The organism is Citrobacter sp. R-1.5.2, from assembly GCF_035064245.1.
Classification (GTDB): Bacteria; Pseudomonadota; Gammaproteobacteria; order Enterobacterales; family Enterobacteriaceae; genus Citrobacter.
This window is the reverse complement of record NZ_JASEYC010000006.1, coordinates 14,128-34,952: the sequence shown is the minus strand read 5'-3', so window position 1 is coordinate 34,952 and position 20,825 is coordinate 14,128. Positions and strand designations below refer to the sequence as shown.

Below are 20,825 nucleotides of genomic sequence, written 5' to 3'. Positions count from 1 at the left end.
ATCATTACACCTTGTCTTACATGCTGATTGGCAATGCCATTATGATGGCATCTTCGTGACCATCGGCTGTCGGATAGTAATTGCGCCGAATCGTCGCCTCGTTAAAGCCAAGGCTTTCATACAATGCGATTGCCGCAGCATTCGAGGCGCGAACCTCAAGCCACAGCGTCAGAATACCGCGCTTTTCCAGCTCATCGATCAGGTATTCCAGCAGCTCACGCCCCAGACCCCGGCGTTGAAAGTCAGGATCAACGGCGATGTTGAACAGCGTAGCTTCATCCAGCACGACCTGCGTAATCGCAAAGGCTGCCATCGTGCCGTCAACGGTCAGTTGAAAGTTGAGATAACGATCGCCCTGGTTGCTGGCGAATGTTTTTTCACTCCACGGAAAGGCGTGGGCGCGTTTTTCAATCTGAAATGCTGCAGGTAAATCAGTCGGTTCGAGGGAAGAAATCGTGTTCATATGCGCAGATTTGTTGCCATAACGCGGCGCGTGCCGCTGGGTTATCCCGTAATTCATTAAACGCAGGACTGGCGACCTGAGCGCCCTCCAGCAGCAGCGGCTCTTCGGTTCCCAGCCGCCAGCTATTACAGCGGCTACCTTGCGGCAGCATGGCGACACGATCAGGCGTCAGTTGTAAAACCTGATCCGGACTCACGGTCAATGCGTGTAAAATATCGCTCATTAACGGTTCGGTTAGCGCGGGTAACTGTGCAGCAACCATCACCAAACGGACATGCGCAGGAATTGAAATCGCGATCTCGCCCCGCAGCGCGCCAGGACGGCGCAGCGACCACTGCGTAATGCCCAGTTGCTGTAACTGCCAGTCTCGTCGGGATGTCATAGCGAAACACTCCTGTCTATCAGGGGCGCAAATATAGCAAATTCGTCGAATCAGCGCCAACAAACAACGATACACGTCATCCCGCAGACCGCCTTGATTCAGCTTGAATGATTTTGTGTATATAATCGCACCCTATATAAATTAAGGAGCATTCCATGTCTGCTTTTACCCCGGCAAGTGAAGTCTTGCTGCGCCACAGTGATGATTTCGAACAAAGCCGTATTCTGTTTGCCGGTGATTTGCAGGATGACCTGCCAGCCCAATTCGCAAGCGCCGCCAGCCGCGCGCATACTCAGCAGTTGCACCATTGGCAGGTACTGAACCGCCAAATGGGTGATAACGTCCGCTTTAGCCTCGTCGCCCAAGCCGATGACGTTGCTGACAGCGATACGCTGATCTACTACTGGCCGAAGAATAAGCCAGAAGCCCAGTTCCAACTGATGAATATTCTGTCGCTGTTACCCGTCGGCACCGATATTTTTGTTGTCGGTGAGAACCGCAGCGGTGTGCGCAGCGCAGAGCAGATGTTGGCCGAATACGCGCCACTGAATAAAGTCGACAGCGCCCGTCGCTGTGGTCTTTATCATGGTCGCCTGGAAAAACAGCCCGTTTTTGATGCAGAAAAATACTGGGATGAATACACCATCGACAATCTGACCATCAAAACCTTGCCTGGCGTATTCAGCCGTGACGGACTGGATGTCGGCAGCCAGTTGCTACTCTCTACGCTGACGCCGCACACTAAGGGCAAGGTTCTGGATGTCGGCTGTGGCGCGGGCGTGCTCTCTGTTGCATTAGCCAGTCACTCGCCGAAAGTTCGACTGACCCTGTGCGATGTCAGCGCATCCGCGGTTGAAGCCAGTCGCGCAACGCTTGCGGCCAACGGCATTGAAGGTGAGGTGATTGCCAGTAACGTCTTTTCTGACGTGACGGGTCGCTTTGATATGATCATCTCTAACCCACCGTTCCACGATGGCATGCAGACCAGCCTTGATGCAGCTCAAACGCTGATTCGCGGGGCAGTTCGTCACTTGAACAGCGGCGGTGAGCTGCGTATCGTGGCCAACGCCTTCCTGCCGTATCCGAAAGTACTGGATGAGGTGTTTGGTTTCCATGAAGTTATCGCACAGACCGGTCGTTTCAAGGTTTATCGTACCATCATGACGCGTCAGGCGAAAAAAGCCTAACTGATGCAGGCCAGATAAGGCGTTTACGCCGCCATCCGGCGTGACACCGAGTAATGCCGGATGGCGCTATCGCTTATCCGGCTTACGGTTAGCGCCCATTTTTACATCAATTAATCGCGTCCTGGGCAATTAACTATTGACGAAAAGCTGAAAACCACTAGAATGCGCCTCCGTGGTAACGATACTTTTTGAGTGTCGATGGTATGCGAAGGTGGCGGAATTGGTAGACGCGCTAGCTTCAGGTGTTAGTGTCCTTTCGGACGTGGGGGTTCAAGTCCCCCCCCTCGCACCATAATCCACGTTGATATTGCTCGCACTGGGCGAAGGTGGCGGAATTGGTAGACGCGCTAGCTTCAGGTGTTAGTGTTCTTACGGACGTGGGGGTTCAAGTCCCCCCCCTCGCACCAACGAGGCGATATCAAAAAAAGTAAGATGACTGTGCGAAGGTGGCGGAATTGGTAGACGCGCTAGCTTCAGGTGTTAGTGTCCTTACGGACGTGGGGGTTCAAGTCCCCCCCCTCGCACCAATTATCTTATTTTCCTTTCAGTTTTCATCTCTGTTTTACTCATCCCTGATTCCAGTTCATCATCACCAGAACAATACCGCCGATCAGTGCTGCACATGAAGGTAACAAAACGAAATGCCGTAAGCGTTTGTGGTACAGCATTAGCGAAGTCAGCAGCAGCCCTAATACAATCATCGCCTTCCATGCGTCGAGTGACAGGTCAGTAAATGCCAGCCCGGCAATCACTATCCCCGGCAGCAAAACTCCCCATCCACTGCCCAGCGCACGTTGCAACATGGTTTCACCTATGACATTGATAATGATAACCAATATCATATGATAAATTTTCTCATTTGTCAGCCGGGAAAGGCTATCAATTCTATGAGTTTTACTTAACGATTGATGACATGAATAATTTAAGGTGATAAATTGCTCGCCGGTTAGCTTTTCATCAAAAAACAATAACGACCTGAACGAATGATTTTTCGTTCATCATTTTTCCTTACAAACACACCTTCGTATATTGCAGATAAATAACAATATTTACCTATGACAGTACAATCCTGGCGAACTCTGCGCACTAAGAAATATCAACTCTCTTTACGTCTGTTTCTGCTTCTCAACGCAGTCTCCGCGCTGTTTACGCTTGTTTTCCCACTTTTTGCCGTCAACGCCTTATCTGTCCCGGCGTTGCTCATCCTGGTCGCCAGTACATTGCTGTTGGCATGGCATGGCAAATATGCGAATAAAAGAATTAATCTTCCTTTTATTTCAATCATTTTCGGTTTGTTGTGGGCAGCCCATATTGTGTTGAAATTCACAATACTGGGTAATAACGATTATTATTTTCTGTTAATAGCGCTTCTCAGTGTGTTGTTTATTGGCTCTATCGCTTTTGCCAACAATATCATCGCCTTTACGCTACATTCGTTACCCTCAGTCGTCGTCTGTCTATGGCTTAACGGGAGTGAGCATGGTCTACGCATTTTCTATTTTATGGCATTGCCTATGGCCGGGATTGCCATTCAACATGTGATCCAAAAGCGCTACGACGGCTTTGCCCAACAGCTGATGTACAAACTGCTGGAAGAGCGAGAAACCCTGAACGGCCTCAGTATGCTCGATCCGCTGACGGGGCTGTATAACCGTCGTGGGCTGCAACACCGACTCGATACGTTGCTAGCACTGAGCAACGCGAAGCATTACGTCTTATTGCTGGATATCGATCATTTCAAAGCCTATAACGACCATTACGGACATATGATGGGCGATCAGGCGTTAATTCGCGTTTCTGCCGCGATTCGTGATTCCGTACGCTCCCGGGATGTGGTCGCGCGTTTTGGTGGCGAAGAATTTATGGTGTTACTGACCGCCGTCGATCCACAGCAGGCGCAGGCCGCAGCTGAGCGTATCCGCCAGAAAGTATACGACCTTAAGATCCCTCATATGTTTAATGAGAGCGTAGCAACCAATGTGACGGTCAGCATCGGCATTGCGCCTTTAGTGGATCAGGATATTGACTCCGCGATTACCAGAGCAGACAAAGCGCTTTATGAGGCCAAGAATCTCGGTCGAAACAACACCCTGGTCAGCGATGAGCTGCGGATAAACTGCACCTCTTCCTGAGTTTATCCGTGCGGAACTGCCCGATATTGCGACAAAGATCTTGCCATCGTTTACTCTCGCCTATAGGATTAGCAATCATTATCATTTAGATTAACATCCTTATATCGCTATGGCTTACCGTTCCGCACCCATCGTTGAAGATGTCATCTGGCGCAGCCATCTCCCTTCAGAGATGCCCTCGCTGGCGGCTTCCGTGCGTGCGACCATAGCCCAAACTCGCGAACACTTGCTGGATTTTATTCGTCTTGACGAGACCCCACCGCAAGGTGCAATGACATTATATGAATGGACGCAACCGACAACGTTAAGTTCGCTTCTGGCCGTTTATTCAGACCACATCTACCGCAACCAGCCCACGTTAGTACGCGAAAATAAACCGCTGATCTCCCTCTGGGCGCAATGGTATATCGGCCTGATGATGCCCCCACTCATGGTGGCTCTGCTGACGCAAAAAGAAGCCATTGATGTCGCGCCGGAACATATGCACGTGGAGTTTCACGAAACCGGGCGTGCCGCATGTTTCTGGATAGATGTACATCAGGATCACCAGACCACTGCACTCTCACCGCAACAACGCATGGAAACGCTGATTTTGTCAGCCCTGACACCGGTGGTTCAGGCGCTGGAATCGACGGGTGAGATCAACGCGAAACTTATCTGGAGCAATACCGGGTATCTCATCCACTGGTATTTAACGGAAATGAAGTCGCTGTTAGGTGAAGAACTGCTGACAACATTGCGTCAAACCTGCTTCTTTGAGAAACAGCTCTCCTGTGGTCAGAATAATCCGTTGTGGCGTACCGTCGTTCCACGTGAGGGACTGTTAGTACGCAGAACCTGCTGTCAACGCTATCGCTTGCCCGATGTTCAGCAATGCGGTGACTGCACGTTAAAGTAAGCGAGGAGCCGCAGCCCCTCGCCTGCACGATTACGCTACCTGCTGACTTTCCTCTTCTATACGCTGGGCTTCTTCTTTTTCCTGCGCCAGCAGTTGCTTCTCATAGACCTTAAAGAAGGGGAAGTAGATGATGGCAGAAACCAGCGCCAACACGATCACCAGGATCGCCGCACGATAATCCCAGCCTAACGCCCATGCCGCCCCCACCGGGGCCGGTGCGGTCCAGGGTACTACAGAAATGACACGACCAATCAAATCCAGCTTCATCGCCGCCCAGGCCAGTACGGCATTCACCATCGGCGCAAGCAGGAATGGAATAAAGAACACCGGATTCATTACTATCGGCGTGCCGAAAATCACCGGTTCATTGATATTAAAAATGCTTGGGACGACGCTGAGGCGTCCAATCGAGCGTAGATGGGCCGAACGGCTGCGCAGATAGCAAATCACCAGCCCCATCGTCGCCCCCGATCCCCCCACCACGATGAAGAACGTCCAGAACGCTTCCATAAAGATATGCGGCAAAGGAGCCCCCTGCGCCAACGCCGATTGATTCATGCCGAGGTTGGTCAGCCAGAACATTTGCAGCATCCCGGACACAATCGCCGCCCCGTGAATCCCGGCAAACCACAGCAGGTGGCCTATCAATACCGCCAGCAGTATCGCCGGAAGAGAATCGGCAGCAGACACCAGCGGTTTAAAGATTGCCATAATGGCCTGAGGGATCAGCATATCAAACTGCGACTGTATCACCAGGCTCAGCGGGTACAGCGTCAATACCACAACCAGCACTGGGATCAGGAGATCAAATGAGTTTTTGATCATCGGCGGCACTTGATCGGGTAAGCGGATCCCGATGTTGTGTGCCTTCAGGAACCGCATCATCTCAACGCAATAAATCGCCACGAGGATCGCGGTGAAAATCCCCGTCCCTCCCAGGCTATCAACCGGCATCGAACCTTTGGTTTTCGGTGCAGCAATCAGTAAAAACGCCATGATGGACAGCATCGCGCACATAAACGGATCCAGCTGATACGACTTCACATAGTGTTTACCCAGATTGTAAGCAATGGCGGCACATATATAGACCGACATGATCCCCATCGTCATATCAAACGGCGTGAGTATCTGGCCTTCAAATTGTTTTGCCAGATCCAGCCATGCGCGGGCAAATCCCCAGGTGGTATCCGGCGAAAAAGGAGGATAGGCAAAAACCAGCAGAAAAGATCCGACAATCATAAACGGCATTGCCGAAATGAAACCATCACGTATTGCCATCACATGACGTTGTGAAGAAATGCGCCCGGCGACAGGGCTAACGTAGTTTTCAACAAAGCGGAAAATCACATTAAACACAGCATGGTTAGTAGACATAGCCGCTCTCCTGTTGTGCAAAACCCTGTAAATGTGCTGGTATCAACACCACCACGTAAGGCCCGTTACCACTTTTCGCAACCGTGCCGGGAGGAACGCCAGCGCTACCGCTATTAAAGTTAAGTTTCATAGATGGCTCTTATTATGTGATACAGAGGAAGTGACAGCTTCAGTATTAATCGCCATTTCAACATTCTGCAACCGGTTACTGTAACCGGTTTCTTTGATTGTGAAGGTGATCGAAAAACTGCCGATGTTGCTATGTTGTTACAATAAAATATTTACAGTAACGCTTCCCCTATGACAAATTACGCCAGGCGGTTTTCTGCTATACAGGGCTGCGGATAAGCGAAGGGGAGAAAAGAGTGAGTTTGCAATCAGTGCGGCAGTTTTTTGCGCAACATGCGCCAGATATTGAAATCATCGAATTAGATCAAAGCACCGCCACCGTCGATCTGGCCGCAAAAGCCCATAACGTCGAACCAGGGCAGATAGCAAAAACGCTGTCACTAAAGGTGAAAAACGACATTATCCTGGTCGTCGCCAGAGGAGATGCGCGCCTCGATAATAAAAAACTGAAAAATACGTTTGGTGCCAAAGCGCGCATGCTGAGTAGCGATGAAGTGGTCATCGCAACAGGTCATCCCGTGGGAGGCGTATGTCCTTTCGGCCTGGAGACACCAATATCGGTGTACTGTGATGTCTCGTTGAAACACTACACTGAAGTGCTCCCTGCGGCTGGAGCCACTCATAGCGCGGTTCGCATCACACCAGAGAGAATGGCAGAACTGACTGCGGCGACCTGGGTTGATGTGTGCCAGTGATCGATGTACCTTTCCATGCCAATAACTAAGCTGATACACCTTTTCTCAAGCGCGCCATAACGGGGCAGTACGACGAAAAGATGACGGTTCTGCAGAGCGTACATGCAACAGAATATCGGCAGCGTCCAGTAACCCGGCATCCGAACTCACACCCAGTTTGGACATCACATTAAATTTATGCGCACGAATCGTTTTAATGTTTCGCTCAAGCTCAATTGCGATCTGCAACATCGAATAGCCATTCGACATATAGCGCAGAATTTCACGCTCGGTTGGGCTAAGCATACGACATTGATTGATATACCAGAGTTTTTTTGTATCCTCTGTTTCCCCTCTGACACACTCCAGCGCTGCAAATAATTCTTCCTGTAACACACTCAGCGTGGATGCTTTGCTAATCACGGCATCCAATGGTGACGGTGACAGCGAGCCAATTAACCGCGCCTCATCATCATCATCGGCAATGACTACTCGCTTGATGCGAGGGTGTTTCACAGCCAGTTCCGTCAGGTAAGCCAACCCGGTGCGACGATCGGTTCTTTTCGCGGAAAGTGAAAAAATAACCGCGGAAAATGACGTCTGTGACATCGCCTGGCTGAAGGCAGGCTGTCGTGAAAAGGGATGGAGTCGGTATTGGTTATTCGGTATGGCATTAAATAAATTATAAATACCTACACTGCTCATTACACACTTTTCTACCAGTGCGACATTTCTTTTGATGCTTCTGTCTTCCATTCCGTGGTCTCTCCATAAACTGAAGGTAGATTCAATTCTCGTGCTCCTTGAGAACTATTTATCCAGGCATACATCTCCGCATTGCTGTGTATTGACAGACGACGCATCGCACTATTTTTCTGGGCGCTGATGGTCTTATTACTTTTTTTAAGTAATGTGGCAATCTGATTAATCCCCCAGCCCTTTCCCAGAAGCCGTAGCACTTTCCGTTCAGATAGCGTCAGAATAATTGAATGTACGCTAGGATCCTGTCTTTCTGGTGTTATTACCGGAGAGAGCAATACCGGGCTAATTCTGTCAGCATAAACATTCCCCGCATCAATAGCATTTACTAAACTGTCGATCGGTTCGGCATCGGATAAAAGCGTACTGATTGGACACATCAGCAACTCAACGGCCACAGGATAATAATTTCGAGAAACGAGAAAGACCCAGTGAATATCACGGTATTGGGGTAACAAAGAATAATATTGTTCGCAGATCGTGCGCGGATGACTACAATCTCCGGTTAAATCAGCGATGACCAGATCTGAACGCCGCAGTTGCAGCAATGTCAGTTCTTCTACGGCGCGGCAGTAGGTCAGTTTGTAATCGGAGAAATGCGCCTGCATTACCCCTTTAAGCCCAGTTTGTATGATGGGTAATTTACTAATAATAATTGCGTTCTTGCAGCGTCCCAGCAACATAACTCCTCCATATTCACATGTCTTCAATCTTGCTCGCGCAAGTATCACCTACAATCAAATAAAATAATTAATAAATAGACATGCGTTGAACAATAGATAGGATGAATTATTTATCCCTATTCAGAATAGGGAACGGTGATGCTACATTCCCAATAGCATCACACTATAAATTTATCATGCCATAATTACGCATAAGTACATTCATTGTACAATTAAAATAACTACATTAAATTATTAGCATTCCTTACGTAATTACTGTTCACCGCAGAAAATTTAGCCCTGGTTCAAGAGTAGGTCCACGATACGATTCTCTGCAACCGCCGAGTGACCTGTTTCTTTTTTCAACACAAAGATTGATCTTATCCAGAGCCAACGGACTCGCGCTTCATGATAAAAAGAAGATATTCTTCATTAAGAGAGCATCTTTTAGTCAGAGCGAGCTATGCAAACAGAGCAGTCGTCACAAAGAACGGTTACACGGTTATGTATACAATGCGGGCTTTTTTTACTGCAACATGGCGCAGAAAGCGCGTTAGTCGATGAACTTTCCACCCGTCTGGGTCTGGCGCTTGGGATGGACAGTGTAGAAAGTGCCATATCATCGAATGCCATCGTCCTGACGACGATCAAAGACGGACAATGCCTGACATCGACCCGAAAAAATCAGGATCGTGGCATCAATATGCACGTCGTGACGGAAGTGCAACACATTGTTATTTTGGCAGAACATAATCTGCTGGATGAAAAAGGGGTAGAGAAACGGTTTAACCAAATCAAACCGCTGCGCTATCCCAGATGGCTGGTTGCGTTCATGGTCGGATTGTCCTGTGCCTGCTTTTGTAAGCTCAATAACGGCGGCTGGGATGGCGCGATGATTACCTTTTTCGCCAGCATGATCGCCATGTACATTCGCCAGATCCTGGCTTCCCGGCATTTGCATCCACAAATCAACTTTTGTATCACCGCTTTTGTGGCAACCACCATCTCCGGCCTGCTGCTTACGCTACCGACGTTTAATCACACGCCTACTGTAGCCATGGCCGCCAGCGTGCTGTTACTGGTTCCCGGTTTTCCGTTGATCAATTCGGTTGCGGATATGTTTAAAGGACACATTAACACCGGCCTCGCTCGCTGGGCGATTGCCAGTCTGCTTACGCTGGCAACCTGTATTGGCGTGGTGATGTCTATGACCTTATGGGGGCTTCGCGGATGGGCGTGATCGATTTTATTTTGGCACTCATACAGGACATTATCCTTTCTGCCATCCCGGCAGTAGGATTTGCCATGGTCTTTAATGTTCCACATCGGGCGCTTCCCTGGTGTGCGTTGTTGGGTGCCCTGGGACACGGTTCCCGAATGGTTATGATGACCGCTGGATTCAACATCGAATGGTCCACCTTTATGGCCTCGTTGCTGGTAGGCTGCATTGGGATCCAGTGGTCACGATGGTATCTGGCACATCCGAAAGTCTTCACCGTTGCGGCAGTGATCCCTATGTTTCCAGGGATCTCCGCCTACACCGCCATGATATCCGCCGTAAAGATCGGTCATTTCGGCTATAGCGAAGCGCTGATGATCACCCTGCTGACCAACTTCCTGAAAGCATCATCGATTGTAGGCGCACTCTCAATTGGGCTTTCCGTGCCAGGATTATGGCTGTATCGCAAACGTCCGCGCGTGTAACGAGTGAACCTGTTTACCCCTTTGCAGATGGGGGAACCTTCCCTCATCTGCTGCTCTCCTCTTTCTCTGTGTTACTATAAAAGCAGTCCCTTCTCGGTTGTTGTTCAGTATTGAGAAACATTATGTCCTGCAAAATTTTGACTCCGGACGTCATCAGTATTGACGCCTTATTACACGATCACAACGCGGTGCTGGCGAAGTCGGCGGCTGGCGCTGTGGCTGTTTTTGCCAATAATGCGCCTGCTTTTTACGCCGTAACCCCAGCACGACTGGCAGAGTTACTGGCGCTTGAAGAGAAGCTGTCACGCCCGGGAAGCGATGTAACCTTAGATGCCCAATTCTATGAAGAGCCGCAAGCGGCACCGGTTGCCGTGCCAATGGGTAAATTTGCGATGTACGCTGACTGGCAGCCAGATGCTGACTTCCAGCGTCAGGCGGCGTTATGGGGAGTGGCGCTAAGAGAGCCCGTCACCGCAGAAGAACTGGCTTCATTTGTTGCCTACTGGCAAGCCGAAGGCAAAGTCTTTCACCATATCCAGTGGCAGCAAAAACTGGCACGCAGCATACAAATAGGCCGGGCCAGCAATGGCGGGATGCCCAAGCGCGATGTTAACAGTGTCAGCGAACCTGACAGCCATATTCCACCAGGTTTTAGGGGATAACGATGAAAAACGTTGGCGACCTGATGAAACGTTTGCAAAAAATGATGCCACCCAATGTTGAGCCGGCCTTCAAAACAGGCGAGGAGCTGCTGGCGTGGCAAAAGGAGCAAGGTGAAATTCGTGCCGCTGCATTGGCGCGTGAGAATCGGGCCATGAAAATGCAAAGGACCTTCAACCGTTCCGGTATCCGCCCACTACACCAGAACTGTTCGTTCGAGAACTATCGTGTCGAGTGCGAAGGTCAGATGAACGCCCTAAGCAAAGCCCGCCAATACGTTGAAGAATTTGACGGCAACATCGCCAGTTTTATCTTCTCCGGCAAACCTGGTACGGGTAAAAACCATCTTGCCGCTGCCATCTGCAACGAACTGCTGCTACGCGGCAAGTCGGTACTGATTATTACCGTGGCCGATATCATGTCGGCGATGAAAGAGACATTCAGCAATCGTGAGACCAGTGAAGAGCAACTGCTCAACGATCTCAGCAATGTGGATCTCCTGGTGATCGACGAGATCGGCATGCAGACAGAATCCCGCTACGAGAAAGTGATCATCAACCAGATTGTCGATCGCCGTTCGTCGTCTAAACGTCCAACCGGCATGTTAACAAACAGCAATATGGATGAAATGAACAAACTGCTCGGCGAACGGGTGATGGATCGTATGCGTCTGGGCAACAGCCTGTGGGTGATCTTTAACTGGGAAAGCTACCGGAGTCGGGTCACCGGCAAAGAGTATTAGCGTATTGGGAACACTCCTAAGACAGCCAGCGCTATACTGCGCTGAAAATGCATAACACGAGTTACACATAATGATGAAAACTACCAAACGTCTGCTGTGCTGCGCGGTTGCCGCCAGCACGCTCATTTCCACCAGCGTTTTTGCCGCATCCTGGCAAGATTCTCTCTCTAGCGCAGCCAGCGAACTGAGCAAACAAAGTTCCACCTCGCAGGGCAGTTCCTCGATTTCTTCCCTGACCAGCCTGTTAAATGGCAGCAATCAGTCTCTGACGTCCAGCAGCATGAATAACGCAGCAGGGATTCTGGAATACTGTGCAAAACAGAAACTGGCTTCGGTCACTGACGCGCAAAACGTCAAAAACCAGGTGCTGGATAAACTGGGTCTGAGCACGGCTGAACAGAAAAAAGATACCAACTATCTGGATGGTATTCAGGGAATGCTCAATACCAAAGATGGTCAGCAGCTTAACCTGAGCAACATTGGCAGCACACCGCTGGCCGAGAAGGTCAAAACCAAGGCCTGCGATCTGGTATTAAAACAGGGTATGAACTTCATTTCCTGATGTAACAAATGCCGCGCCCCAGCCATTTCACCACCGGCGCGGCATCAATCAATTCCACCAAGATATATACCTACCAATCAGTAGTGATTGCCCGCAAAAACCCACATATCTAAACCAATTCTGAATAACAACCTCATTTAATGTCACTACAATTGCAGCAATATAACAACGCTATTACATTGTACTCTCAAAAAATGATTAGCCTGCCAGGCAATTGCCTGGTGTTACTGAGGATAGACCGTTGTCAGAATTGCTCTCCATCACTCTGTTTCTCGCTTCGGTACTGATTTATGCCTGGAAAGCGGGTCGCAACACCTGGTGGTTCGCCGCCACGTTAACGGTGCTGGGGATCTTTATTGTCTTAAACATCACGCTGTATGCCAGTGACTATTTCACAGGTGACGGCATCAACGATGCGGTCCTGTACACCCTGACCAACAGCCTGACTGGCGCGGGTATCGGAAAATATATCCTGCCGGGCGTTGGGATCGCCCTGGCGCTGACCACCGTTTTTGTCACGCTGGGCTGGATACTGCGCCGCCGTCGCCATCATCCGCATCATGTCGGTTACAGTCTGCTGGCCCTGCTGCTGGCGCTGGCTTCTGTTGATGCCAGTCCGGCTTTCCACCAAATAACTGAACTGGTCAAATCCCAGTCACGCGATGGCGATCCCGATTTTGCGACCTACTACAAAGAGCCATCAAAAACGATCCCCAATCCGAAGCTGAATCTGGTTTATATCTACGGTGAAAGTCTGGAGCGTACTTATTTTAACAACGATGCCTTCCCGGATCTGACCCCGGAACTCGGCACGTTGAAAAACGAAAGTCTGGATTTCAGCAACACCATGCAACTGCCGGGTACGGATTACACCATCGCCGGCATGGTCGCCTCACAGTGTGGCATTCCGCTGTTTGCACCATTTGAAGGTAACGCCTCGGCATCGGTTTCCAGTTTCTTCCCCAACAATATCTGTCTGGGCGATATCCTGAAGAACTCCGGTTATCAGAACTATTTTGTACAGGGCGCAAACCTGCGCTTTGCCGGGAAAGATGTATTCCTGAAATCCCACGGATTTGATCATCTGTACGGCGCTGAAGAGTTAAAGGGGGTCGTTGCAGACCCCGCTTATCGTAACGACTGGGGCTTTTATGATGATACCGTACTGGATGAAGCGTGGAAAAAATTCGAAGAGCTGTCACGCTCAGGGCAGCGTTTTTCACTGTTTACCCTGACCGTCGATACTCATCATCCGGACGGTTTCATCTCACGCAGCTGTAACCGTAAGCGTTATGATATTGACGGTAAAACCAACCAGTCCTTCAGTGCGGTCAGTTGCAGCCAGGAAAATATCGCCGAGTTTATTAATAAAATTAAAGCCTCACCGTGGTTTAAAGATACCGTGATCGTCGTCTCTTCCGATCATCTGGCAATGAACAACACCGCATGGAAGTATCTCAACAAGCAGGATCGTAACAACCTGTTCTTCGTGCTACGCGGCGATCAACCCCAACAGGAGACGCTGGCGGTGAAGCGTAATACCATGGATAACGGTGCCACCGTACTGGATATTCTGGGCGGCGACAATTTTATCGGCCTTGGACGCAGCAGCTTGTCCAGCGAATCCGTATCGGAAGTGTTCCTGAACATCAAAGAGAAAATGCTGGCGTGGAAGCCCAACATCATCCGTTTATGGAATTTCCCGAAAGAGATGAAAACATTCACCATCGATCGGGACAAAGAGATGATCTCTTTCTCAGGGAGTCATTTCCGCCTGCCGCTGCTGCTCCGAGTATCGGATCAGCGCGTCGAACCGCTGCCGGAAAGTGAATACTCAGCCCCGCTGCGCTTCCAGTTGGCTGATTTCGCCCCGCGCGACAACTTTGTCTGGATAGACCGTTGTTACAAAATGGCGCAGCTGTGGGCACCGGAACTGGCACTCTCCACCGACTGGTGCGTATCACAGGGGCAACTGGGCGGGCAGCAGATCGTACAGCATGTCGATAAAGCCAACTGGAAAGGGAAGACGACATTTAAAGACACGGTCATCGACATCGAACGCTATAAAGGTAACGTCGATACACTAAAAATTGTCGATAACGATATTCGCTACAAAGCTGACAGCTTCATTTTCAACGTAGCGGGCGCGCCGGAAGAGGTGAAACAGTTTAGCGGAATTTCACGCCCTGAATCCTGGGGGCGCTGGTCTAACGCACAGCTGAGCGAAGAGGTGAAAATCGAATACAAGGCTCCGTTGCCGAAGAAATTCGATCTGGTTATCACCGCGAAAGCCTTTGGTGACAACGCTAACCGCCCTATTCCCGTACGCGTCGGCAACCAGGAACAAACGCTGGTATTAAGTCAGGATGTCAGCACAACCATATTGCACTTTGATAACCCGACATCCGCCGACACGCTGGTGATTGTCCCACCCGATCCCGTCGCTACCAACGAGGGCAACATTCTGGGTCACTCGCCGCGTAAGCTGGGGATCGGGATGGTTGAAATCAAAGTGGTTGCTCAGGGCTCGTGACATGAAGTGCTGATAGTGCTTCGCTTATCGGCCTACCGCTAACCACCGTTATTGTCTGAAAAAAAACAGCGCCCAACACCGCACCGGGCGCTGCATGGCAACCTTATTCCAGACTGTTTACTGCCTGACGCATCCCTTGCACCAGAATACTTTCCAGATTTGCCGTCACCTGTGCAGCTAACCCTGGCAGCAATGTAAGATCTTCCCCCCAGTGAGCCGCATCGCCGAGCACAGTGTCCACCAGTTCACGCAGCGTCAGATCGTTGCCGACTCGCGGCCACAGACTGGCATACAGGCTTATCCACTGCTCATCATCCTGTAGTGGGTAGCGTTCGCCCGCGCGTTCCCCGCGATAAAATGCCAATAATGCAGCAAGTGCAAACGTTAACCGTACAGGCCAGCGCCCATTCTGCTGACCAGCCAGCAGTTGCGGTAAAATACGGGTACGGAATTTTGTCATGCCATTCAGCGCGATGGAAAGCAGTTGATGGCGAATATAGGGGTTCTGAAAACGCCCACTCACGGCGCTGGCAAACTCACGCAGTTCATCAGCCGGAAGATCCAGAACCGGGATAATTTCCTCGCCAATTGCCTGCTCAACAAAGCGACGCACGTCAGCATCCTGCATTGCCTCCCCCACGGTATCCAGCCCACACAACCAGGCGACTGGCACCAGCGCCGTATGTGCACCGTTTAGAATGGCAACCTTACGCTCTTTATACGGCTTGATATCGCTCACCACGCGGATGTTCAGCGGGCACTGCGCCAGTTTCAGCTCCCTGGCCAACCACTCTGGTCCCTGAATAACAAACAGGTAAAAATGTTCAGCGGTATCGAGAAAGGCATCGTGATAGCCCAGCGTTTCTTCCAGCGCAGCGGCCTCCTCACGTGGGTAGCCGGTAACAATGCGGTCCACCAGCGTGGAACAGAAGGTATTCGCTGTTTCCACCCAATCGGCAAACGCCGGAGGAAGCTGCCAGGCCTGCGCATATTGCAATACCAGGGCTTTAAGCGCCTCACCGTTATAGTCGATAAGCTCACAAGGAATAATTACCCAACCTTTATCCACCGCACCAGCAAAGTGGTTAAAACGCTCCAGCAGCAGACGCGTCAGTTTGGCTGGAAAGCTGATCGGTGGCACATCATCAACCTTGTCGGCTGCGTGATAGCTAATCCCGGCTTCGGTGGTATTTGAAAACACAAAGCGAATATCCGCATTGTGCGCCAGCGCCAGATACGCGGCAAAGTCCTGATACGGATTGATCTCGTTATTGACCGAGCGGATCAGTCGCGCTTCGCTCACTGCATCACCCTGTTCGTTCAGGCCACGAATCAGCGTGGTATACAGCCCATCCTGAGTGTTCAACGACGGTGGAAAATCGGTATTGATCGGGCGAACAAGAGTGACACCCGCCTGCAGATCCGTTTTCTCGTTCAGGATATCCAGTTGCCAGTCAACAAACGCACGCAGGAAGTTTCCTTCGCCAAACTGGATCACGCGTGTTGGATAGCAGCGCCCTGGAAAGTCACGTCGATTCAATGTTTTCATCACACTCTCCCTATCAGAACGTAATCACGCCTTTAATCAGCTCACGGTTGTTGATCACATCCCGTTCATAGATCTCTGCCAACGTATCAAACGCATAGCGGTGCGTGAGCATCATGTCAGCCGTCAGTTTGCCTTCCGACATCAGACGCCCCACTTTGGCGAAATCTTCCGGTGTGGCGTTACGGCTGCCCATCATGGTGGTTTCTTTCTTGTGGAATTCGGGATCGGAGAACTGTAAATCACCTTTGAACAGCCCGACAAAAACGATGCTGCCGCCGTGGCGAATCAAATTCACCGTGTTGTTCATCGCGTGCTGATTCCCCGTAGCATCAATGACTTTTTGCGCCAGCGAACCGCCAAACTGTGTGCGTAACTGCGCATCAAAATCTGCAGCGGACGGATCGATAACCGGAAGCCCTAATCGGGAAACCACATGCTCTCTGCGTGCTGGGCTGGTATCCGCAACAACCACCTGCGCACCATCTGCTTTGGCGATCGCCGCGGCACCGAGACCAATCGGACCTGCACCGACAACAAGAACATGTTCGCCAGGTACCACCGCCGCCCGACGCACCGCATGGGCGCTAATGGCATAAGGTTCGATCAATGCCGCGGCATGCGGATCAATCCCCTGTGCATCCAGTAGATTCGTTACCGGAACGGATAAGTACTCGCTAAAGCCACCATCCTGGTGCACACCAATCACCGAAATCTTCTCGCAGCAGTTGGTACGCCCGCTCTGGCACGCCGGACACTGCTGGCACGCGACGTAAGGAATAACGGCTACCTGCTGACCATTTTTCAGATCTTGTATATTTTTCCCCAGACCGACAATTTCCCCACATATTTCATGGCCTAACACACGTGGATAGCTGAAAAAAGGTTGATTCCCGCCCCAGGCATGAATATCCGTTCCGCAAATCCCTACGGATTTAATTTTAATTAATGCTTCGCCCTCACCCGGAATAGGTATTTCGCGTTCTTTCCAGACTAATTTTTTAGGTTCCTGGCAAATCAACGTATTCATCGTAGACATGACTCTGCTCTCCTGTTTTTTTGTTGCCTCAGATATCAACGAAAATAAAAACACCGGAGAAAGCGGAAACATAATCTGTGAATCTCAACGCATAAAAATGTTTTAAATCGGGTTTTAATAGGCAAAAAGGAGAAGCCATGAGCCGTTCGCAGAACTTACGCCACAATGTGATTAACCAAATAATTGATGATATGGCGCGTGGTCATATCCCTTCCCCTTTGCCTTCGCAAAGCGCACTGGCAGAAATGTACAACATCAGCCGGACCACCGTGCGCCACATGCTGAGCCATTTAGGTGAATGCGGCGTACTGACGCAAGTCGGTAGCCACTACGTGATCGTACGTAAACCGAACCATGATGACGGTTTTTCGTGTACTACAGCGTCAATGACCGAGCAAAACCGGATTTTTGAGCAGGCGTTTTTCACCATGATTAACCAGCGCCAACTGCGTGCGGGTGAAAGCTTCTCTGAACTGCAATTGGCCAGAGCCGCAGGCGTCAGTCCGGTCGTTGTACGGGAATATCTTTTAAAATTCGAGCGTTACAATCTGATTAAAAATGAAAAGCGCGGTCAGTGGAGCATGAAGCAGTTCGATCAGGCCTACGCCGAGCAGTTGTTCGAACTACGAGAAATGCTGGAGACTCACTCTTTGCAACATTTCCTCAACCTGCCTGACGATGATCCTCGCTGGCTGCAGGCCAAAACGCTGCTGGAGCGCCACCGGATACTGCGTGACAGCATCGGCAGTAGCTTTCGCATGTTCTCGCAACTGGACCGGGAATTCCATGCCCTACTGCTTTCCGCAGCCGATAATATATTTTTTAATCAGTCACTTGAGATTATTTCTGTGATTTTCCACTTCCACTATCAGTGGGATGAAAGCGACCTCAAGCAACGCAATATCATTGCCATCGATGAACATATGACCATCCTCAGCGCGCTGATTTGCCGCAGTGACCTGGATGCTACCCTGGCGCTTTGTAACCATTTGAATTCAGCCAAACAATCGATGATTCGCTCCATCAACCAACGTTGCCATAATGCTTATTAAGAACAGATTAAAAACAGCAAACCATTACCGGGAGCACGGTTTTATAAAAATAAAAACGCCAGAAAAATACCTCTTGCCTATGCTCACGCTAAGTCGACTGCATTAAAAAACTTTCGTGAGCGGTGATGAAAAAATTGATTTATCACCGGTACTTTTTCAATACAGCACAGCCAATCACTGTGTAAAAATAAATTATTGAGGTTCAGGAGTCCGGCGTGGAAAAAAATAATATTACCCTCGACCCGAGTTCTTCGTTTGGCACCTCGTCATCTGCGGATATTAATGTTCCGCCAGAAGGCATGGTGCAACGCAGTAGTCGAATAAAGCGCATTCAGACCACAGCAATGATTTTATTATTTTTTGCTGCGGTGATTAATTACCTCGACCGCAGTTCACTGTCGGTAGCAAACTTAACTATTCGCGAAGAACTGGGACTCAGCGCCACACAAATCGGCGTGCTGCTGTCGGTCTTTTCTCTCGCATATGGTATTGCGCAACTTCCCTGCGGCCCGCTGCTGGATCGTAAAGGTCCGCGCATCATGCTGGGACTGGGGATGTTCTTCTGGTCGCTGTTCCAGGCGATGTCTGGCATGGTGCACAGCTTCACCCAGTTTGTGTTGGTACGTATTGGGATGGGGATTGGTGAAGCACCAATGAACCCATGTGGCGTAAAGGTCATCAACGACTGGTTTAACATCAAAGAACGCGGTCGTCCGATGGGGTTATTCAACGCCGCGTCAACGATCGGGGTGGCCATTAGTCCGCCAATTCTGGCTGCCATGATGCTGGTCATGGGCTGGCGCTGGATGTTCATCACCATCGGTGTGCTGGGTATTTTCCTCGCTATCGGCTGGTACATGCTGTACCGCAACCGCGAACAGATTGAACTGAGCGCCACCGAGCAGGCGTACCTGAACGCCGGCAGTGTCAACGCGCGTCGCGATCCTTTGAGCTTTGCCGAATGGCGCAGCCTGTTCCGCAACCGCACCATGTGGGGCATGATGCTGGGCTTTAGCGGTATCAACTACACGGCATGGTTATATCTGGCCTGGCTGCCTGGTTATCTGCAAACGTCCTACAACCTGGATTTAAAAAGCACCGGATTAATGGCGGCGATCCCGTTCCTGTTTGGCGCAGCCGGGATGTTGATCAACGGTTTTGTCACCGACTGGCTGGTGAAAGGCGGTATGGCGCCGATTAAGAGTCGGAAGATTTGTATTATCGCCGGGATGTTCTGCTCCGCTGCCTTCACGTTTGTCGTGCCACAGGCAACAACATCAATGGCTGCGGTACTCCTGATCGGTATGGCGCTGTTCTGCATTCACTTCGCCGGCACCTCCTGCTGGGGGCTGATCCACGTCGCTGTTGCCTCACGTATGACCGCCTCCGTGGGCAGTATCCAGAACTTTGCCAGCTTTATCTGCGCGTCCTTCGCGCCGATCGTTACCGGCTTTATTGTGGATACCACCAACTCTTTCCGCCTGGCGCTGATCATCTGCGGTTGCGTCACCATGGTAGGCGCGCTCGCCTATATCTTCCTGGTTCGTCAGCCAATCAGCGACCCACGTCAGGAGTGATGCTCTGTAAGGGTCCGGTAATCGTACATTACCGGACCTGCGCCAAAGCCCGCTATACTGCCTCCATGAAAATCACTTTCCGCCCCACAACCCAGGTCGATACCCCAATCCTGCCAGACATCGAACACTCCGCAGGACAGCGCTTCCTGCGCATTCCTTCACTGGCATGGCTCGCCGATGGTCACACCGTTACGCTCTCCCAACATCAGCACTATGTTGACAACGAGATGAGCTGGCTGGCACTGGCAGACAACTCTCCCGTTGGCTTTTTGCTGGCAGAACCGATTGCATCATCGCTGTTTATTGCTGAAGTTTCTCTGCATCTGGGCTGGCAGGGGAAAGGGATTGGTCGGGGGTTGATTCGCTACGTCGCTGAACAGGCGCGGGAAAAAGGGTATGCATCACTCACACTGACCACCTTTCGCGATGTGCCATGGAACGCGCCCTTCTACGCCGGTCTGGGGTTTGAGATGCTGACAGATGAGGCGCTTTCTACACCACTGCGCCAGAAAAGAGAAGAAGAAGCAGCGCACGGCCTGGCGTTTGAATCACGCTGCGCCATGCGCCTGATATTGCGCTAATTGCCCGATGGCAGCTACGCCTTATCGGGCCTACGTAACCTTTCCCCGTAGGCCAGATAAGCGACAGCGCCATCCGGCAACTACGTAACCTTTCCCCGTAGGCCGGATAAGCGACAGCACCATCCGGCAACTACGTAACCTTTCCCCGTAGGCCGGATAAGCGACAGCG

Annotated in this window: 22 protein-coding genes and 3 tRNA genes; 16 read left to right on the top strand and 9 right to left on the bottom strand. The window is 50.7% G+C overall.

Going from position 1 to position 20,825, the window contains the following annotated elements; all coding sequences use genetic code 11:
* Positions 1–16 precede the first annotated feature (16 nt).
* On the bottom strand, positions 17–463 hold the full coding sequence (gene rimI / locus QMN38_RS12630; protein ID WP_271441712.1) for a ribosomal protein S18-alanine N-acetyltransferase: 447 nt from the start codon (positions 461–463) through the stop codon (positions 17–19).
* Entirely contained in the window at positions 432–845 is a 414-nt protein-coding gene (gene holD / locus QMN38_RS12625) for a DNA polymerase III subunit psi (protein WP_137383810.1), read from the bottom strand. Before holD ends, rimI begins: the two co-directional genes overlap by 32 nt.
* A gap of 155 nt (positions 846–1,000) precedes the next feature.
* On the opposite strand from holD, the gene rsmC reads away from it, so the two are divergent.
* The 4 genes from rsmC to QMN38_RS12605 all read left to right on the top strand — a co-directional run bounded on the left by rsmC (position 1,001) and on the right by QMN38_RS12605 (position 2,559).
* Complete coding sequence (rsmC, locus tag QMN38_RS12620; protein WP_271441713.1) at positions 1,001–2,032, top strand: 16S rRNA (guanine(1207)-N(2))-methyltransferase RsmC; 1,032 nt, start codon at positions 1,001–1,003, stop codon at positions 2,030–2,032.
* Between the two features lie 205 nt (positions 2,033–2,237).
* Positions 2,238–2,324, top strand: a tRNA-Leu gene (locus QMN38_RS12615).
* A gap of 28 nt (positions 2,325–2,352) precedes the next feature.
* Positions 2,353–2,439, top strand: a tRNA-Leu gene (locus QMN38_RS12610).
* A 33-nt stretch (positions 2,440–2,472) separates the two neighbouring features.
* Positions 2,473–2,559: transfer RNA gene (locus tag QMN38_RS12605), tRNA-Leu, on the top strand.
* Positions 2,560–2,598: 39 nt separating this feature from the next.
* Here the strand turns inward: QMN38_RS12605 and QMN38_RS12600 are convergent.
* The gene (locus QMN38_RS12600; protein WP_086523828.1) at positions 2,599–2,835 is read right to left on the bottom strand and encodes a DUF1435 domain-containing protein; all 237 of its coding nucleotides are present in this window, start codon (positions 2,833–2,835) and stop codon (positions 2,599–2,601) included.
* Positions 2,836–3,087: 252 nt separating this feature from the next.
* Here QMN38_RS12600 and QMN38_RS12595 point away from each other — a divergent pair, with 252 nt between their 5' ends.
* Positions 3,088–4,164 carry a GGDEF domain-containing protein gene (locus tag QMN38_RS12595; protein WP_271449391.1) on the top strand — a complete coding sequence of 359 codons (1,077 nt, stop codon included), beginning with the start codon at positions 3,088–3,090 and terminating at the stop codon, positions 4,162–4,164.
* Between the two features lie 109 nt (positions 4,165–4,273).
* Positions 4,274–5,062, top strand: coding sequence for a siderophore-iron reductase FhuF (fhuF, locus tag QMN38_RS12590; RefSeq protein WP_323605161.1), 789 nt, complete (start codon positions 4,274–4,276; stop codon positions 5,060–5,062).
* A gap of 30 nt (positions 5,063–5,092) precedes the next feature.
* On the opposite strand, the gene QMN38_RS12585 is transcribed toward fhuF, so the two are convergent.
* On the bottom strand, positions 5,093–6,436 hold the full coding sequence (locus QMN38_RS12585) for a PTS sugar transporter subunit IIC (RefSeq protein ID WP_323605160.1): 1,344 nt from the start codon (positions 6,434–6,436) through the stop codon (positions 5,093–5,095).
* Positions 6,426–6,566, bottom strand: a complete 141-nt coding sequence (locus tag QMN38_RS12580; protein WP_271441718.1) for a hypothetical protein — start codon at positions 6,564–6,566, stop codon at positions 6,426–6,428. The genes QMN38_RS12585 and QMN38_RS12580 overlap by 11 nt, the downstream gene beginning before the upstream one ends.
* A gap of 235 nt (positions 6,567–6,801) precedes the next feature.
* Between QMN38_RS12580 and QMN38_RS12575 the strand changes: the two genes are divergently transcribed.
* Positions 6,802–7,260, top strand: coding sequence for a YbaK/EbsC family protein (locus QMN38_RS12575; RefSeq protein WP_323605159.1), 459 nt, complete (start codon positions 6,802–6,804; stop codon positions 7,258–7,260).
* 45 nt (positions 7,261–7,305) lie between these two features.
* Here the strand turns inward: QMN38_RS12575 and bglJ are convergent, their stop codons facing one another.
* Both bglJ and QMN38_RS12565 read right to left on the bottom strand, forming a co-directional pair.
* Complete coding sequence (gene bglJ / locus QMN38_RS12570; RefSeq protein ID WP_323605158.1) at positions 7,306–7,995, bottom strand: DNA-binding transcriptional activator BglJ; 690 nt, start codon at positions 7,993–7,995, stop codon at positions 7,306–7,308.
* Positions 7,956–8,681 (bottom strand): helix-turn-helix transcriptional regulator, encoded by a 726-nt coding sequence (locus tag QMN38_RS12565; protein WP_323605157.1) that lies wholly within the window; start codon positions 8,679–8,681, stop codon positions 7,956–7,958. Before QMN38_RS12565 ends, bglJ begins: the two co-directional genes overlap by 40 nt.
* Before the next feature lie 442 nt (positions 8,682–9,123).
* Between QMN38_RS12565 and QMN38_RS12560 the strand changes: the two genes are divergently transcribed.
* The 6 genes from QMN38_RS12560 (at position 9,124) to opgB (ending at position 14,861) form a co-directional block, all read left to right on the top strand.
* Entirely contained in the window at positions 9,124–9,900 is a 777-nt protein-coding gene (locus QMN38_RS12560; protein ID WP_101742995.1) for a threonine/serine exporter family protein, read from the top strand.
* Complete coding sequence (locus QMN38_RS12555) at positions 9,891–10,364, top strand: threonine/serine exporter (protein WP_271457019.1); 474 nt, start codon at positions 9,891–9,893, stop codon at positions 10,362–10,364. Before QMN38_RS12560 ends, QMN38_RS12555 begins: the two co-directional genes overlap by 10 nt.
* A gap of 122 nt (positions 10,365–10,486) precedes the next feature.
* A complete protein-coding gene (dnaT, locus tag QMN38_RS12550; protein ID WP_202039585.1) occupies positions 10,487–11,026 on the top strand; it encodes a primosomal protein DnaT in 540 nt (179 codons plus the stop codon).
* Between the two features lie 2 nt (positions 11,027–11,028).
* Positions 11,029–11,766 carry a replicative helicase loader DnaC gene (gene dnaC, locus QMN38_RS12545; protein ID WP_003019133.1) on the top strand — a complete coding sequence of 246 codons (738 nt, stop codon included), beginning with the start codon at positions 11,029–11,031 and terminating at the stop codon, positions 11,764–11,766.
* Positions 11,767–11,836: 70 nt separating this feature from the next.
* The gene (locus QMN38_RS12540; RefSeq protein ID WP_271442549.1) at positions 11,837–12,328 is read left to right on the top strand and encodes a YjjA family protein; all 492 of its coding nucleotides are present in this window, start codon (positions 11,837–11,839) and stop codon (positions 12,326–12,328) included.
* Between the two features lie 241 nt (positions 12,329–12,569).
* Positions 12,570–14,861 (top strand): phosphatidylglycerol--membrane-oligosaccharide glycerophosphotransferase, encoded by a 2,292-nt coding sequence (opgB, locus tag QMN38_RS12535; RefSeq protein WP_271449396.1) that lies wholly within the window; start codon positions 12,570–12,572, stop codon positions 14,859–14,861.
* 103 nt (positions 14,862–14,964) lie between these two features.
* Here the strand turns inward: opgB and QMN38_RS12530 are convergent, their stop codons facing one another.
* Complete coding sequence (locus tag QMN38_RS12530) at positions 14,965–16,410, bottom strand: tagaturonate reductase (protein ID WP_323605156.1); 1,446 nt, start codon at positions 16,408–16,410, stop codon at positions 14,965–14,967.
* Between the two features lie 13 nt (positions 16,411–16,423).
* Positions 16,424–17,446: a zinc-binding alcohol dehydrogenase family protein gene (locus tag QMN38_RS12525; RefSeq protein WP_271442546.1), complete on the bottom strand. Its 1,023-nt coding sequence runs from the start codon at positions 17,444–17,446 to the stop codon at positions 16,424–16,426.
* Positions 17,447–17,583: 137 nt separating this feature from the next.
* On the opposite strand from QMN38_RS12525, the gene QMN38_RS12520 reads away from it, so the two are divergent.
* The 3 genes from QMN38_RS12520 (at position 17,584) to QMN38_RS12510 (ending at position 20,656) form a co-directional block, all read left to right on the top strand.
* Entirely contained in the window at positions 17,584–18,498 is a 915-nt protein-coding gene (locus QMN38_RS12520; protein ID WP_271442545.1) for a GntR family transcriptional regulator, read from the top strand.
* A gap of 215 nt (positions 18,499–18,713) precedes the next feature.
* On the top strand, positions 18,714–20,075 hold the full coding sequence (locus tag QMN38_RS12515) for an MFS transporter (protein ID WP_271442544.1): 1,362 nt from the start codon (positions 18,714–18,716) through the stop codon (positions 20,073–20,075).
* A gap of 65 nt (positions 20,076–20,140) precedes the next feature.
* The gene (locus QMN38_RS12510; protein ID WP_271442552.1) at positions 20,141–20,656 is read left to right on the top strand and encodes a GNAT family N-acetyltransferase; all 516 of its coding nucleotides are present in this window, start codon (positions 20,141–20,143) and stop codon (positions 20,654–20,656) included.
* Positions 20,657–20,825: the final 169 nt, after the last annotated feature.

Coding starts and splice junctions, on each gene's coding strand:
- rimI (WP_271441712.1), bottom strand. CDS start 463: ATGAACACGATTTCTTCCCTCGAACCGACTGATTTACCTGCAGCATTT.
- holD (WP_137383810.1), bottom strand. CDS start 845: ATGACATCCCGACGAGACTGGCAGTTACAGCAACTGGGCATTACGCAG.
- rsmC (WP_271441713.1), top strand. CDS start 1,001: ATGTCTGCTTTTACCCCGGCAAGTGAAGTCTTGCTGCGCCACAGTGAT.
- QMN38_RS12600 (WP_086523828.1), bottom strand. CDS start 2,835: ATGTTGCAACGTGCGCTGGGCAGTGGATGGGGAGTTTTGCTGCCGGGG.
- QMN38_RS12595 (WP_271449391.1), top strand. CDS start 3,088: ATGACAGTACAATCCTGGCGAACTCTGCGCACTAAGAAATATCAACTC.
- fhuF (WP_323605161.1), top strand. CDS start 4,274: ATGGCTTACCGTTCCGCACCCATCGTTGAAGATGTCATCTGGCGCAGC.
- QMN38_RS12585 (WP_323605160.1), bottom strand. CDS start 6,436: ATGTCTACTAACCATGCTGTGTTTAATGTGATTTTCCGCTTTGTTGAA.
- QMN38_RS12580 (WP_271441718.1), bottom strand. CDS start 6,566: ATGAAACTTAACTTTAATAGCGGTAGCGCTGGCGTTCCTCCCGGCACG.
- bglJ (WP_323605158.1), bottom strand. CDS start 7,995: ATGGAAGACAGAAGCATCAAAAGAAATGTCGCACTGGTAGAAAAGTGT.
- QMN38_RS12565 (WP_323605157.1), bottom strand. CDS start 8,681: ATGTTGCTGGGACGCTGCAAGAACGCAATTATTATTAGTAAATTACCC.
- QMN38_RS12560 (WP_101742995.1), top strand. CDS start 9,124: ATGCAAACAGAGCAGTCGTCACAAAGAACGGTTACACGGTTATGTATA.
- QMN38_RS12555 (WP_271457019.1), top strand. CDS start 9,891: ATGGGCGTGATCGATTTTATTTTGGCACTCATACAGGACATTATCCTT.
- dnaT (WP_202039585.1), top strand. CDS start 10,487: ATGTCCTGCAAAATTTTGACTCCGGACGTCATCAGTATTGACGCCTTA.
- dnaC (WP_003019133.1), top strand. CDS start 11,029: ATGAAAAACGTTGGCGACCTGATGAAACGTTTGCAAAAAATGATGCCA.
- QMN38_RS12540 (WP_271442549.1), top strand. CDS start 11,837: ATGATGAAAACTACCAAACGTCTGCTGTGCTGCGCGGTTGCCGCCAGC.
- QMN38_RS12530 (WP_323605156.1), bottom strand. CDS start 16,410: ATGAAAACATTGAATCGACGTGACTTTCCAGGGCGCTGCTATCCAACA.
- QMN38_RS12525 (WP_271442546.1), bottom strand. CDS start 17,446: ATGTCTACGATGAATACGTTGATTTGCCAGGAACCTAAAAAATTAGTC.
- QMN38_RS12520 (WP_271442545.1), top strand. CDS start 17,584: ATGAGCCGTTCGCAGAACTTACGCCACAATGTGATTAACCAAATAATT.
- QMN38_RS12510 (WP_271442552.1), top strand. CDS start 20,141: ATGAAAATCACTTTCCGCCCCACAACCCAGGTCGATACCCCAATCCTG.